This window comes from Saccharopolyspora sp. NPDC003752 (assembly GCF_053605825.1).
Genome location: NZ_JBSGJZ010000026.1, coordinates 68,575 through 82,549 on the forward strand (window position 1 = coordinate 68,575; position 13,975 = coordinate 82,549).

The 13,975-nt window shown below is 72.2% G+C and carries 12 protein-coding genes; 6 read left to right on the forward strand and 6 right to left on the reverse strand.

Annotated elements, in window-relative coordinates:
• Positions 1–39: 39 nt before the first annotated feature.
• Complete coding sequence (locus ACWEV3_RS28870; RefSeq protein ID WP_452616893.1) at positions 40–843, reverse strand: SGNH/GDSL hydrolase family protein; 804 nt, start codon at positions 841–843, stop codon at positions 40–42.
• A gap of 492 nt (positions 844–1,335) precedes the next feature.
• On the opposite strand from ACWEV3_RS28870, the gene ACWEV3_RS28875 reads away from it, so the two are divergent.
• The 4 genes from ACWEV3_RS28875 to dapA all read left to right on the forward strand — a co-directional run bounded on the left by ACWEV3_RS28875 (position 1,336) and on the right by dapA (position 5,887).
• Entirely contained in the window at positions 1,336–3,426 is a 2,091-nt protein-coding gene (locus tag ACWEV3_RS28875; RefSeq protein ID WP_452616894.1) for a hypothetical protein, read from the forward strand.
• A gap of 114 nt (positions 3,427–3,540) precedes the next feature.
• A complete protein-coding gene (locus ACWEV3_RS28880; RefSeq protein WP_452616895.1) occupies positions 3,541–4,281 on the forward strand; it encodes an ESX secretion-associated protein EspG in 741 nt (246 codons plus the stop codon).
• Positions 4,282–4,352: 71 nt separating this feature from the next.
• Positions 4,353–5,015, forward strand: coding sequence for a DUF3159 domain-containing protein (locus tag ACWEV3_RS28885; RefSeq protein ID WP_452616896.1), 663 nt, complete (start codon positions 4,353–4,355; stop codon positions 5,013–5,015).
• Positions 5,016–5,044: 29 nt separating this feature from the next.
• Positions 5,045–5,887, forward strand: a complete 843-nt coding sequence (dapA, locus tag ACWEV3_RS28890; protein ID WP_452616897.1) for a 4-hydroxy-tetrahydrodipicolinate synthase — start codon at positions 5,045–5,047, stop codon at positions 5,885–5,887.
• Between the two features lie 455 nt (positions 5,888–6,342).
• Here the strand turns inward: dapA and ACWEV3_RS28895 are convergent, their stop codons facing one another.
• Complete coding sequence (locus tag ACWEV3_RS28895) at positions 6,343–7,323, reverse strand: N-acetylglucosamine kinase (RefSeq protein ID WP_452616898.1); 981 nt, start codon at positions 7,321–7,323, stop codon at positions 6,343–6,345.
• 217 nt (positions 7,324–7,540) lie between these two features.
• On the opposite strand from ACWEV3_RS28895, the gene ACWEV3_RS28900 reads away from it, so the two are divergent.
• Entirely contained in the window at positions 7,541–8,383 is an 843-nt protein-coding gene (locus tag ACWEV3_RS28900) for an amidohydrolase family protein (RefSeq protein ID WP_452616899.1), read from the forward strand.
• Positions 8,384–8,602: 219 nt separating this feature from the next.
• On the opposite strand, the gene ACWEV3_RS28905 is transcribed toward ACWEV3_RS28900, so the two are convergent.
• Genes ACWEV3_RS28905 through ACWEV3_RS28920 form a run of 4 tightly spaced genes read right to left on the reverse strand, consistent with a single transcriptional unit; the run spans position 8,603 to position 12,738 of the window.
• Positions 8,603–9,652: an SIS domain-containing protein gene (locus tag ACWEV3_RS28905; protein WP_452616900.1), complete on the reverse strand. Its 1,050-nt coding sequence runs from the start codon at positions 9,650–9,652 to the stop codon at positions 8,603–8,605.
• Between the two features lie 31 nt (positions 9,653–9,683).
• On the reverse strand, positions 9,684–10,505 hold the full coding sequence (locus ACWEV3_RS28910) for a carbohydrate ABC transporter permease (RefSeq protein WP_132487115.1): 822 nt from the start codon (positions 10,503–10,505) through the stop codon (positions 9,684–9,686).
• Positions 10,502–11,467, reverse strand: coding sequence for a carbohydrate ABC transporter permease (locus ACWEV3_RS28915; RefSeq protein WP_452616901.1), 966 nt, complete (start codon positions 11,465–11,467; stop codon positions 10,502–10,504). The genes ACWEV3_RS28910 and ACWEV3_RS28915 overlap by 4 nt, the downstream gene beginning before the upstream one ends.
• Positions 11,468–11,469: 2 nt before the next feature.
• The gene (locus tag ACWEV3_RS28920; protein WP_452616931.1) at positions 11,470–12,738 is read right to left on the reverse strand and encodes a sugar ABC transporter substrate-binding protein; all 1,269 of its coding nucleotides are present in this window, start codon (positions 12,736–12,738) and stop codon (positions 11,470–11,472) included.
• A gap of 323 nt (positions 12,739–13,061) precedes the next feature.
• Here ACWEV3_RS28920 and ACWEV3_RS28925 point away from each other — a divergent pair, with 323 nt between their 5' ends.
• Positions 13,062–13,817 carry a GntR family transcriptional regulator gene (locus ACWEV3_RS28925; protein WP_093268739.1) on the forward strand — a complete coding sequence of 252 codons (756 nt, stop codon included), beginning with the start codon at positions 13,062–13,064 and terminating at the stop codon, positions 13,815–13,817.
• Positions 13,818–13,975: the final 158 nt, after the last annotated feature.

Sequence of the window (13,975 nt, forward strand, 5' to 3'; positions counted from 1 at the left end):
TCACGGTAGGTGTGGCCAGGGAAAACGTTGTTCCGGAGCTCAGGCCGAGGGGTGCCCGGCGGTGAGCTTCTCCAGCTGGGGGCGCTTCGCGGTGCGGCCATCGCCGCTGGACACGCCCCGCAGGCGGCGGCTGATCCACGGCGCCAGGTACTCGCGGGCCCAGCGGATGTCCTGGGCGCGCTGCTCCCGCCAGGGCATTTCCGGGACCACGGGCCAGGGCTCGCGCCAGTCGGCGGCGACCGGAACGCCCAGCGCCTCGCACGCGCGCAGGGCGACTCGCCGATGGCCCGCCGCGGACAGGTGCAGCCGGTCCTCGCTCCAGGCCCGGTTGTCCCGCAGCACCCGCATCGACCACAGGTCCATCACGTAGCAGCCGTGCTTGTCGGCGATCGCCCGCAGGTGCGAGTTGTAGGTCCCGACCTTGCCGCGCACGTGCCGCAGCACCGGGGTGTCGCGGGTGTCGAAGCCGGTGCCGATCAGCACGTCGGCGCCGGTGGCCCGCAGCTCGCCGACCGCGGAGTCGAAGAGCTCCGCGACCGCGTCCGGGTTGCTGCCGGGGCGGATGATGTCGTTGCCGCCGGCGGTCAGGGCGACCAGCCCGGGCCGCAGCGCCACCGCCTGGGGCACCTGCTCGTCGACGATCTGGCGGATCAGCTTGCCACGCACCGCGAGGTTGGCGTACCGCAGCTCGGGGTCGTGGGCGGTCAGGTGCTCGGCCAGCCGGTCCGCCCAGCCGCGGAAGCTCCCGTTCGGATCCGCGTCGGCGAGCCCCTCGGTGAAGCTGTCCCCCAGCGCGACGAAGCTGCCCCAGCGCGCCGAGTCGGCGTTGCGCTGCGATTCCATTGACTCTTTCCCTCCTGGTCTTTCCTCCCGCACGCGCGGTGACCGGGAACCAGATTGGCGCTCGAACGGCTACCTACGCCACCGTCGGTTCCGCACTAGTGACTAACGGCACTGAACGGTCTAGTATTTCTGTCCGATTCGCCCGGAAACTGCTCGTGCTTTGCGAATTTCGTTGCCGCACTGCACTTTTCCGACGTCGCGGCAGCAACTGGGTGGCTATTCCTCGAAACACCGATACGGGTGAACCTCAGCTGCTACTGTCCTTCGGCGGTAACAGATGCAATGAGGGGGCCCGCGATGTTGCGATCGATGCAGGTGGCAGCTCGGCGTGCGTTCGGGGAGACGCCGCGCCGTCCGCCGTTTCGCGTCATCGCGGTCGGTTGAGTTGGGGAACGACAGCGTGCTCCGTTGCGTCGATTCCAGTGCGCCCGCGGTTCGGGTCCACCCGGACGTCGCGCGGCGCTGCAACCGTCCCGAATATCTGGGGGAATCGTGACGTCACCGCAGAATCCGGCGTCCGCGCCGGGGCCAGCGGGCTTCGACGCGCAACAGCGGGCAGCAGGCCCGGGAGGACGACGCCGCGCGGACGCGCCGATGCGCGGCTCGCTCGGCGGTGAGGTGCCGTCGGCACCGAGCGGGCCCCGGCCGCCCGCCCCGCGTCCGATGCGCCTCGATCTGCGCGGCGAGCTCGCCGCACTGGCCGCCGAACCGCACCCGTTCGCGCTGTGGCAGCGCGCCGAGCAGCTGCCCGATCGCTTCGAGCACGATCAGCGGCGGCAGCCCCAAGACGCCAGGCCGACGCCGGACCGGCCGGAAGCGCCGAAGACGCCGGGCGGTGGATTGGCGCTCTCCGGCGACCTCGGCGGGCTCGACGTGCCGCCGGGACGCCCGGAACCGCCGGCCGAGCTGTCCGGCTCACTCGGCCCCGAGTCGTTCGAAGAACCGCAGCGCCCGGCCGGGTTCAGCGGCGGCCTCAGCGGCTCGCTGCAGGACGACCCGCTGAGCGGGCCGCTGCCATCGATCCACGACGGCCTGGTGGGCGGCCCGCCGCCGCAGGCGGGACCGCCGCGCCACGACCTCCCGCCGACCGGGCCGGACGGCCCACCGCGCCGACACGACTCCGGCCCGCTGCCGCAGCAGGGACCGCCGAGCGGCCCGCTGCCGCAAGACGGGCTGCTGGCGCCCGAGCCGGATGCCCTGAGGTCCGGCGTCCCGCCGTTCGACGGGCCGCCGAGCGGACTGCCGCCGCAGGTCGCCGGGCGCCGTCACGACGCCCCACCGCCAGGCCGGGATGGTCTGCCGCCCCACGATGGGCCGATGTCCGGGCCGGACGGGTTGCCACCGCGGCACGACGCCGGCCCGCCGAGCGGCCCGCAGCCACAGGTCGGCCCGCCGAGCGGCCCGCTGCCGCAGGTCGGCCCGCCGAGCGGCCCGCTGCCGCAGGTCGGCCCGCCGAGCGGCCCGCTGCCGCAGGCTGGACCGCCGCGCCACGACCTGCCGCAGGCAGGTCCGGACGGGCCGCCGCCCCACGATGGGCCGATCGACGGATTGCCGCCGCGACCGGACGCGGCCCCGATGGGTGCGCCGCCGCAGGTGGGACCGCCGAGCGGCCCGCTGCCGCAGGCCGGTCCGCTGAGTGGCCCGCCGCCGCAGGCTCCGCCGCGTCACGATGCTCAGCTGGACGGTCCGCCGCCGCGCCACGACTCCGGTCCGGGCAGCGGCCCGCTGCCGCAGGCCGGCCCGCCCCGGCCGGACGGCCCTCCGCCGCTGCCGCTGGACAGCCCGCCTCCGCAGCCCGGCCCGCTGCCGCAGGCCGCTCCGCTGAGCGGTCCGCCGCCGCAGGCTCCGCCGCGGCCCGACGCACCGCTCGCGCCTGACGGCGCGCCGCGGCACGAGGCTCCCGGTCCCCGGCTCGCCGGGCCGCCGCCCTCCGGGCCGCCGCCCGTCGACGGTCCGCCGATGGCCGAACCGCGTCCTCCTGCTCCGCAGGGTCCGCCGTCGCCTCCGGTCGGCAACCCGTCGCTGGGTGGTCCGCCGCCGCGACCTCCGGTCGCTCCCGGGCCGCCGCCCGAGGGGCCGCCGAGCGGTCCGATGCCGCAGGCCGGGCGCCCGGTCGGTCCGCCACCCGCGCGGCCGGACGGCCAGCCGAGCGGTCCGATGCCGGTCAACGCCGGCCCGCCGCCGGCTCCGCAGGCGCCACCGCGCCCGCCGGAGCCGCAGCCGGAGTCGCCTCGCCAGCCCGAGCAGCGGCGTCCCGTGCCCGCGCGGGCGCCGAAGCTCACGCAGCGCGCCGACGGCGGGTTCGGGCCGATGGGATCGTCCGGCACCTGGAACGGGACCTCGTCGTCCCGGGCCGGTTACGGCCGGAACATGACCTGGTCGGCGGACGACTTCAAGGAGGAGCGCCGGGAGGACGACGACCTGCGCGCCGGCGCCGGCTACAAGCCGGGCGAGAGCGGTCGCGGCGCGGTGCCGCAGTTCCTGGTCGAAGCCGACGAACTCTTCGAGGAGGACGACGGCGAGAGCCGTCTCGTCGCCCCGCCGGTGCTGGGCGAAGCCCCCTCCAGCTACCGGGACTTCTAGGGATTGTTCGATGTGGCTCGCGCCGCGGGTGCAACCAACGCCTGCGGTGCGGGCTGAGTCCCGCGCCGCTGATCTCAGCGCCGGCCGGCGCACCCCGACTCGAAATGAGCTGTGATGGTCGAGACGATCACCCTGTCGATCCCCGCGGTCGACCTGCTCGGTGAGCAGCTGAACCTCACCGTGCGGCAGTACCCGTTCGAGCTCCCGCGCGTCGGCGAGGCCGCGGAGGACCGCAACCGGCTGGCCGCCCAGGTGTGGCAGGAGCTGGAGTCGACCGGCCTGGCCCGCAACGGCCGCCCGGAGCCCGAGGTCGAGGACGCGCTGTACCTGCTGTGCAGCTCCGAGGTGTCGATCGCCGCCGCCGGGCTGCTGGACGTGCGCGCCGGGCAGCGGCTGGCCGCGCGGGTCGTGGCGACCGGCGAGGTCGGCGTGGTCGGCGTGCTCGACGGCCGGGGGCTGCGGATGAGCTTCCTGGCGCCGGACACCCTGCCCCGGGTGTGCGCCGAGCTGCTGCCCGACGCCCCGCCCGGCAGCGGCGGCGAGGTGCGCGCGGTGGCCGACCGCAGCCACGGCCGCCCGACCGACGCCGACATCGACGGGCTGGCCGAACTGCGCTCGATCACCTCGGGGCAGAAGTTCCGGCTCGGGCACTTCGTGGTCGGCGGCGCCCGGCGCGGCGGGTCGCGCGGCCGGATCCCGAACCTGATCTGGTTCGACAACGACCGGGGCCGCTACTCGCTGCAGGGCGAGCGCACCGACGGCCAGGACGTCGTCACCTGCCGCCCGGCGGACAAGCCCCGCATCGCCGGCCAGCTCGCCGCCCTCCTCGACCGGGCCCGCCGGGGGCTCGGCTGAAACGCCTCGTCGGGGAGTCGCTTGCCACTGGTGGGTGCGGACCGGGCGTTGGTTAGGGCAGGCTGGGTTCCGTGACGCAGGACCGGCAGGCGGAGATCGCGGCGGACCGCGACGACCGCGATTCGTTCATGCGGCTGCTCGGCGGCCGCACCAGCGCGATCGACGCGAGCCTGCCGCCCATCGCGTTCGGCGCCGGGTGGTTCTTCGGCGGCGAGTCGATCGCCATCGGCGGCGGCGCGGCGGTGGTGGTGGGCGCGCTGATCGCCGGCTGGCGGCTGCGCGGGGGAGCCCGGCCGCTGGCGGTGCTGATCAGCCTGCTCGCGGTCCTGCTCGGCGCGCTGATCGCGCTGTACACCGGGGATGCCGCGGACTTCTTCCTGCCCAGGCTGGTGACCAACGCGCTCAGCGCGCTCGCCTGGATGACCAGCATCGCGATCCGCTGGCCGCTGCTGGGCGTGGTGGTCGGCACGGCCCTCGGCCAGGCCCGGCGGTGGCGCCACGACCCGGTGCTGCTGCGGGCGTACAGCCGGGCGAGCTGGGTCTGGGTCGGCCAGTACGTGGTGCGGCTGGTGGTGTTCATCCCGCTGTGGCTGCTGGGCTTCACCGGCGCGCTGACCATCGCGCAGGTCGTGCTGACCTGGCCGCTGGTGGCGGTGTGCGTGGCGGCGAGCTGGTGGGTGATGAGGCGGTCCCTGCCGCCGGAACACCCGGGTCTGCGGCATCCGCAGTCGTGACCGCTCGGCCGGAGGAGCAGAATGCGCTCATGTCTCTCGGCAGCGTGATCACCGCGATAGTCACCCCGTTCGACGACGAGCTGCGCGTCGACGAAGCCGCCTTCATGGACCTGTTCCGCCACCTGATCGACCACGGCTCGGACGGCATCGTGGTCTGCGGGACGACCGGCGAGGCGCCCACGCTCACCGACGAGGAGCACCTGCGGCTCATCGAGCTCGCCTGCGCCGAGCGCCCGGCTGGCGCCACGGTGATCGCTTCGACCGGGTCGAACAACACCGCGCACGCCTGCGAGATGACGGAGCGGGCGACCGAGCTCGGCGCCGACGCGGTGCTTTCGGTGACGCCGTACTACAACCGGCCCAACCGCCGCGGCCTCGTCCGGCACTTCACCGAGATCGCGCGGGCGACGGACAAGCCGGTGGTGCTCTACAACGTGCCGTCGCGGATCGGCCTGTCGCTGACGCCCGACCTGCTCGCCGAGCTCGCCCAGGTCGAGAACATCGACTACGTCAAGCAGGCGGACAACGCCGCGCTCGCCCAGATCGACGGCCTCGGCCTGTACGCGGGCAACGACGACGGCTTCGCCGCGGCCCTGGACCTCGGTGGTCTCGGCGGCATCCTGGTGGCCAGCCACCTGGTGGGCCCGCAGATGCGGCGGATGGTCGACGAGCCGGCGCGCCGGGCGGAGATCGACGCCTCGCTGAAGCCGCTGTACGCCGCGCTGTCGACGACCACGAACCCGATCCCGGTCAAGGCGGCCCTGAACCTGGTCGGCCACCGGGTCGGCGGGGTCCGGCTGCCGCTGGTGGACGCGGACGAGGCGGAGCTGGCGGCGATCCGCAAGGGTCTCCAAGAGGTCGGCCTCGCCTGAGGGCGGACTGGACTTCGATTTCCATTGAGGTTTTTCCAGCCTCGTTTTGCGTAGCGGTGCGGGTAGCGGAACCTCAGAGGCTCCCTGGTCTGTGGGTGCCCCTCCTGATGTATGTCCAATACACGGCGGAGGGGCCGTCCTCGCCAGGAAGCCTCTGAGAACCCGCGGCGGTGCCGGTGTCGTAGGTGGGTTATGCGCCTTCGGCGCATGCGACACCTCATCGACGTGCAGCTTTGCGGCCCGCGGTTGCGGGCCGACCAGGATGAAAAAGGCTCATTGAAACTGCACCCCAGGTTTCCGCCGCAACCGGCCAGGTTTCCGCCGCAACCGGATCCCCAGCTCCAACGGAAACCGGGGATCATCGGCGTGTCGTAGCCCGACACGCCGGGTCCTGTGGACAACTTCCGCAATTTCAATGGAAATCGGACCTCTGATTTCCATTGAAATTGCGGACCTCACGGCTCGTGGGAGGCGTTGGTAGTCCGGCCGAGCAGGCGTTCGTGGAGGGTCTTCGGGTCCTCCGCGAGGTCCAGGGCCGCTAACCAGGCCGCTCCGGCTTCGCCCGGACCCGCCGTGCGCTGGGTTTGGAAGCCCCGGGCCGACAGCGTGCCGCGCAGCGCGCTCCGGACCGGGTTGCCCGGCGTCACCAGGCCGCCTGCCAGCACGATCGTCCTGGATTCGCCGTGGCAGCGGGTCGCCGCCGCGGTGTCGGCCAGGACTTGGGCGGCGCGCCGGACGATGTCGGCCGCCGTTTCGTCGGTGGCCGCAGTCACCAGCGGCGCCAGCTCCGCGAGGCGGATCGGTGGGGCCGCGTTCACCGCGCTGATCAGCTCCCTGCGCTGCGCGCCCGGCGCGTCCGGCAGGAGCCGGTCGCGCACTGCCGACGTGAGGCCGTGCAGCGGCTCGCCGCGGTCCAGCGCGCGCAGCGCGGCTCGCACCGCTTCGCGGCCCAGCCAGAACGCCGAGCCCTCATCGCCGAGCAGCCAGCCGTGACCGCCGATGGTCGCGACCATCCGGTGCTGCTCGATGCGGGCCGCGATGGCGCCCGTGCCCGCGATCAGCACCGTGCCGTCGGGGTCCGGCGTGCCCGCCGCGAAGGCCACCTCGCAGTCGCTGATCGCGCTCCACGGGCTCCGCAGGCCCAGCCCGGACCACGTGCGGTCGAACAGCGTGCCGAACCCGGGATCGGCCATCTTGCTGACCCCGGCCATGCCGATCACGCAGTTGCGCACCGCCGCCGGATCGATCCCGGAGAGGGCCGCCCGCGCGGCATCGGCGATCTGCCGCGCCGCCTGCTCGGGCGGGTGCGAATTCGGGTTGCCGCCGGCCGCTTCGCCGCGGCCCAGCACCCGGCCGGACAGGTCGCTGACGAGCGCCCGGCTGCTGGTTCCGCCGATGTCCAGGCCGAGTACGAGCGCCGCTTCGTCGCCGTGCATCCGCCCTTTCTACCCGTCGCGGCCGCGCACCGTGGCCGGCGCGACCAAAACCGGCCGGGACCTTCTCGCCAACCCCTGGCATCCGGCGTGGCGAGCGGCTATACATCGAGGCGTTGCTTGATCAGTCGGGGAGCTGGAGCATGGACGACCTTGCCGGGTCACGTCGAATGTCCGATTTGGACGGTGCGGGCCGTCGCGGCGCGAGCGGGGCGGCTCGATGACCGTCGACACCCACCACCACCTGTGGGACCTCGACGTCCGGGACCAGCCGTGGATCGTCGGCGAGGCGATGGAGCCGCTGCGCCGCGACTTCCGGCCCGCCGACCTGCAGGCCGCGCTGAAGGGTTCCGGCGTGACCGCCACGGTGCTGGTGCAGACCGCCGCCGACCCGGACGAGACGCCGGAGATGCTGGTGCTGGCCGACACCGTGGACCGCATCGCGGCGGTGGTCGGCTGGGTCGACCTGACCGCGCGGGACGCCCGCGAGCGGATCGGCCGCCTGCAGGCGCACCCGTCCGGCGGCTGGCTGAAGGGCATCCGGCACCAGGTCGAGGACGAGCCGGACCCGGACTGGCTGGTCCGCCCGGAGGTGCTCAACGGGCTGGCCGCGGTCGAGGACGCCGGGCTGGTGTACGAGCTGCTGGTCCGGCCGCACCAGCTGCCGGCCGCGATCAAGGCCGTCGGGCAGTTCCCGCAGCTGACCTTCGTGCTCGACCACTGCGCGAAACCGCCCGTGGCCACCGGTGAGCTGGAGCCGTGGGCGAGTCGCATCCGGGCGCTGGCCGCCCACCCGAACGTGGTGTGCAAGTTGTCCGGTCTGGTCACCGAGGACGACTGGGCCCGGCAACCTGATCCGGTGAGGCTTGCTCCTTACGTGGACGTGGTGCTGGAGGCGTTCGGGCCGGGCCGGCTGATGTTCGGTTCGGACTGGCCGGTGTGCCTGCTCGCCGCCGACTACGGGCAGGTCGTGGACGTGGCCCGGCAGCTGACCGCCGGGCTCGACGATCGGCAGCGCGCGGCGGTGTTCGGGGCGACGGCGCGCGAGGTGTACGGCTTTTAGGGTCCTTGGACTCTGCCGTTCGGCTCGCCCCGAGGCTTGCGGCGTGCTCCGTTCGGCGTAGCCTGACGGTGCCCGTCTCACCCCGCCCCCTCGGTGAGGCGGGCTTTTACTTGCGCGGCAGGGGGATGTCGTCGCTCAGTGCGACCGGGCCGGAGGAGCGAACGGCCCGTTCGCCCCGGTAGACGGGGTGAACGGGCCGTTCGCTTCGAAAACCGTCGGTCACCGGGTGCGGGTGACCTTCTTCAGGCCGCGCGGGCTGTCCGGGTCGAAGCCCCGGGCCAGCGCCAGCCCGAGGGCCAGCTGCTGGACCGGCAGGACCTCCAGCACCGGCGCCAGCTCCTCGGCGCAGGCGGGCACCGGGATGCGGTGCGACGCTTGCACGTCCGAGGCCGCCGAGCCGATCGCGCAGATGTCCGCGCCGCGCTCGTGGACCACGTCGAGCACCTCGCGCATCGCGTCACCGCCGCGCCCGTTGCTGCACAGCGCGAGCACCGCGGTGTCAGTGTCGACCGCCGCGACCGGGCCGTGCAGCAGGTCGGCGCCGCTGTAGGCGCGGGCCGAGAGGTAGCTGGTCTCGGCGAGCTTCAGCGCCGCCTCGGAGGCGGTGGCCAGCGAGTAGCCGCGCCCCGTGGTGACCATCCGCTCCGCGAAGCGGTACCGGCGCACCGCGTCGTCCACCACCTTCTGGCCGGCGTCCAGGGCGGTCGCGGCCAGCTCGGGGATCGGCTCGGCGTCCGCGCCGGTCCCGCCGCGCACCGCGTCGACGAGCAGGTACAGGGCGAGCAGCGTCGCGCTGTAGGTCTTGGTCGCGGCCACCGCCTGCTCGCGGCCCGCCCGGATGTCCACCGACAGCTCGGCGGCGGAGTTCAGCGGCGAGTCGGCGGTGTTGGTGACCGCGACCGTCAGCGCGCCGCGCTTGCGGCCGGACTCGGTGACCTCCAGCAGGTCCGGGGACCCGCCGCTCTGGCTGACCGACACCAGCAGCACGTCGGTCAGGTCCGGCTGCGCGCCGTAGAGCGTCGTCGTCGACGGCGACGTCAGCCCGACGGGCATTTCGAGCAGGACTTCCAGCAGGTACTTCGCGTAGAGCGCGGCGTGGTCGCTGGAGCCGCGGGCGGCCAGCAGCGCGAAGCGCGGCCGGCGTTCCGCGATCTTCGCGGCCACCTCGGCGATCGCGTCCCGGCCGGCCAGCAGGTCGGCGAAGATCGCGGGCTGCTGGCCGATCTCGTCGGTCATGTGGCGACCGGGGGTGGCGGTCATCGGGCCCATCCCTTCAGATGTAGGTCTAGACCAATCTTACTCAGCCCTTGACGGCGCCCGCAGTGACGCCCGACACCATCTTCCGCTGAACCGCCAGGAAGAACACCAGGACGGGCAGCGTGAACAGGGTCGCGGAGGCCATCGTGGCGCCCCAGTCGGTGCCGAACGCGTTCTGGAAGCTCTGCAGGAACACCGGCAGCGTCTGGAGGTCCTGGGAACGCATGAAGATCAGCGCGTACAGGAACTCGTTCCACGCGGTGATGAACGCGAACACCGAGGTGGCCACCAGGCCCGGCCCCAGCAGCGGCAGCGTGACGCGGCGGAACGCCTCGGCCCGCCCGCAGCCGTCCACCATGGCGGCCTCCTCCAGGTCCATCGGGATCCCGTCGATGAAGCCGCGCAGCGACCAGATGGTGAACGGCAGCGTCGTGACCCAGTAGACCAGGATCAGCGACGGCAGCTTGTTCAGCAGCCCGAGATCCCGCATGAACAGGAACATCGGCACCATCAGCGCCTCGAACGGCACCATCTGCGCGACCAGCACCAGCATCAGGAAGCCCTTGCGGCCGCGGAACCGGAACCGGCTCATCGCCAGCGCCGCCAGGGTGCCCGCGACCAGCGAGCACGCCACCGCGGTGAGCGTGACCAGCAGGCTGTTGCCCAGGTAGCGCAGGAAGTCCGAGCCGAACAGCGCGGTCGCGTAGTTCTGCAGCGTGACCGCGCTCGGCACCAGGTCGTAGGACGTGGACAGCACTTCGCCGCGCGGCTTGAACGAGCTGGCGAACATCCAGTACGTCGGGAACACGAAGATCACCGCGATGGCCAGCGCCAGCGCGGACAGCCCGATCCGGCGGATCCTCACAGCTCCACCTCCTGGGATCGCAGCAACAGGCGCAGGTACTGGGCGCAGACCACGACGAGCACGAGGACCATCAGCACGCTGACCGCGGCGGCGGCGCCGAAGTGCTTGCCCGCGATGCCTTCGAGGTACTGCATGACCGGCAGCGTCGTGCTCCCGCCGCTCGGGCCGCCCTCGCGCATCGCCCACACCTGCGAGAACACCTTGAAGTCCCACAGCACCGACAGGAACGTCACGATCATCAGCACCGGCTTGAGCTGCGGCCAGGTGATCGCGGTGAACGTCTGCCAGCCGCTGGCGCCGTCGATCCCGGCCGATTCGTAGAGGTCCTTGGGCACCCCGAGCAGCGCGGCGTACAGCGTCATCGCCACGAACGGCACGGCCTGCCAGGTGATCAGGATGCCGACCACGGTCAGCGTGCTCGCACCGGTGGCGAACCAGGAGTGCCCGGCGAAGGAGCCGAAGCCGAGCAGCACCAGCGTCTTGTTCAGGATCCCGTACTGCTGGTCGAAGATCCACTGGAACACCGTGGTCGCGGCCAGCTGCGGCATGGCCCACGCGAGCAGCAGGCTGACCTGCAGCACCACTCGCGGAACCATCGGCACGTGCTTCATCAGCAGCGCCAGCAGCAGTGCCGTCAGCACGGTGGCCGCCACGATGGACGAGGTGAACACCACGGTCCGGAGCGTGACGGTCCAGAACTCGGGGTTGCCGAGGATCTGCGCGTAGTTGTCGAAGCCGATCCAGGTGAACTCGCCACGCGTGAGCTCGCCGAGGTCGAGCTTGCGGAAGCTGGTCACGACCACGTTCACCGCGGGCCAGCCGAGCAGTGCGATCAGCGCGAGCACCGCGGGAGCGAGCAGCAGGTACGGCATCGCTTCCCGGACTCGCGGGCGGCGCCGAGCGCCGGGCACCACGGGCGAACCCGCGGTGCCCGGCGCCGGGCGGGTGTGCGTAGCGGTCATGATCAGTTGTTCGCCGCCAGCAATCGGGTGATCTTGTCGTTCGCCTCCAAGGTGGCGTCGACGACCGACTTCTGGCCGGTCAGCACGGCCGTCATCATGTCCTTGAGCGGGTTCTGCCCGGACTCGATGGCCGCCCACTGCGGCACCGGCGGCGGCACCTTGCCGTCCTTCGATGCGATGGCCATCGCGGCGCTGACCGGGTTCTTCTCCAGCGCGCTGGTGTCCTGCGAGGCACCCGGCACGACACCGCTGTCGGCGAGCTTGGTCTGGTACTTCTGGCTGGTCAGCAGCTTCAGCCAGTCCTTGGCGGCGGCGGCGTCGGCGCTGCCGCCCGGGATCGCCAGGTTGGAGCCGCCGAGGAACACCGGCGCGGTCTTGCCCGGGAACTTCGACGGGATCGGGAAGGCGCCGGACAGCCCGGCGATCGCCGGGTTGGTCTTCGCGGCGGTCTGCACCTCCCACGGCAGCGCGATCATCATCGCGACCTTGCCCTTGGCGTACACCTCGGCCTGCTGCGGCTCGGCCTCGTCGGTGTCGGCCGGGGCGGACGTGGCCGACGTCTTGACCAGCTGCTGGTAGTACTCGACGCCCTCGCGGGTCTGCGCGGTGTCCAGCGCGCCCTTGTACTCCGAGCCCTGGCCGGTCGCGATGTCTCCGCCGGAGTCCCAGATGAACGACAGCAGCGCGTACCAGGACTGGCCCGGCAGGTAGAGCGACTGGAAGTCGGGGTCCGCGCCGTGGGTCTGCTCCAGCTTGGTGATCGTGGCGAGCAGCTCGTCGCGGTTGGTCGGCAGCTGGGCGATGCCCGCCTGCTGGAACAGTTCCTTGTTGTAGACGACGACGCGGTTGGCGGCGTAGAACGGCACGGCGTACTGCTTGCCCTCCCACGCGCCCGACTCGGCCAGCGCGGGTACCCACTGCGACTTGCCCATGCCGTCGGCGTCGGCGGTGAGGTCCAGCAGTGTGCCCTCGGAGGAGAACTGCGCGGTCTGGCTGTTCCCGAGCTCGATCACGTCCGGCGGATCGTTGCTGGTCAGAGCGGTGGTCAGGCGGTCCTGGATGCCGTTCCACTGCTGGATCTGGTAGTCCACCTTCATGCCCGGGTGGCTCTGCTCGAACTCCTTGTTGAGCTCTTCGATCAGTACGTCGGGCGCCGAGCCGTCCATCAGCCAGACGGTCAGCTTGTTGTCGCTCGCGCCGGTTCCGCCGCCGCAACCAGCGAGGGTCAACGACAGCGCGGCGGCCGCCGCGAGCGCCTTCCAGGTCTTCAACATTCGCCCCTTCCTCCGCGCCGGCGCGGAGCCGCGGGTGCTCGCCATCGGGGCCGGGCACCCGCATATCTTTGGTGTAGACCAATGCGATGAAGATTGTGGCGCGGGGCACGCGATGTCAAGACTTTTCGGCGCTACTGTTCAGGCACGCATAAGGCTGGCTTGATCTTCGGGCGCCGGCTCGCCGCGGCAGCACGTCGCCGCCGCCGGCGTTCGGGCGGCCGACTTTCGGGCATGCTGAGGTATCAGGACTCGGCAGGCCGGCGACTCGACGCCTCGGGGAGCGGAACAACGGCGGCAAGGTTGCGGTGGTAGGAGGAACGATGCTCGAAACGTCCGTGTCCGGTGGGGCGGACTCGCCCGGACGCGCACAACGCGAACCGAAGTACTGGGGGCTCAAGCAGCACCTGTTGGACATGCTCCGATCCCTGCCGCCCGGTGCGCCGATTCCTACCGAACGCTCGCTGGCCGCCGAGTTCGACGTCTCGCGCACCACCGTGCGCCAAGCGCTGGCCGAGCTGACCGTGGAGGGCCGGCTGCTGCGGGTGCAGGGCAAGGGCACCTTCGCGGCGAAGCCGAAGGTCGCCCAGCGGCTGCAGCTGAGCAGCTACACCGAGGACATGCGCGCCCAGGGCCGCCAGCCCACCTCCCGGCTGCTGGAGGTCGTCGAGGAACCGGCCGCGGAGGAGCTGGCCGAGCTGCTCGGGACCAAGCCGAGTTCGACCGTGCTGCGCCTGCGCCGGCTGCGGCTGGCCGACGGCGAGCCGATGGCCATCGAGACCACCCACCTGCCGCTGACCCGGTTCCGCGGGCTGACCACCCGGCTGGAGTCCGGCGGCTCGCTCTACCAGGTGCTCCGCGAGAGCTTCGAGGTCGAGCTGGGGCACGCGGAGGAGACCATCGAGACCGCGCTGGCCAGCCCGGAGGAGGCGGAACTCCTCGGCTCCGACGTCGGCCTCCCGATGCTGCTGCTGTCCCGGCACTCCTTCGACACCGAGGGACGCCCGGTCGAGTGGGTCCGCTCCATCTACCGGGGCGACCGCTACAAGTTCGTCGCCCGCCTCAACCCACCCAACTGAGCCTGTTTCCTGCGGAAGGGCATCCTGGATCGGGGTGCCCTTCGTCGTTGCCGGCCGCGTTACGCGAAGTGGGAGTCCTCACGGTTCGGCAACGATCTGGAGAAAACGCTCGTGCTCGCCCGTTGGACCGTTCAGGGAGAGTGCGTTCAAGAGCGTGG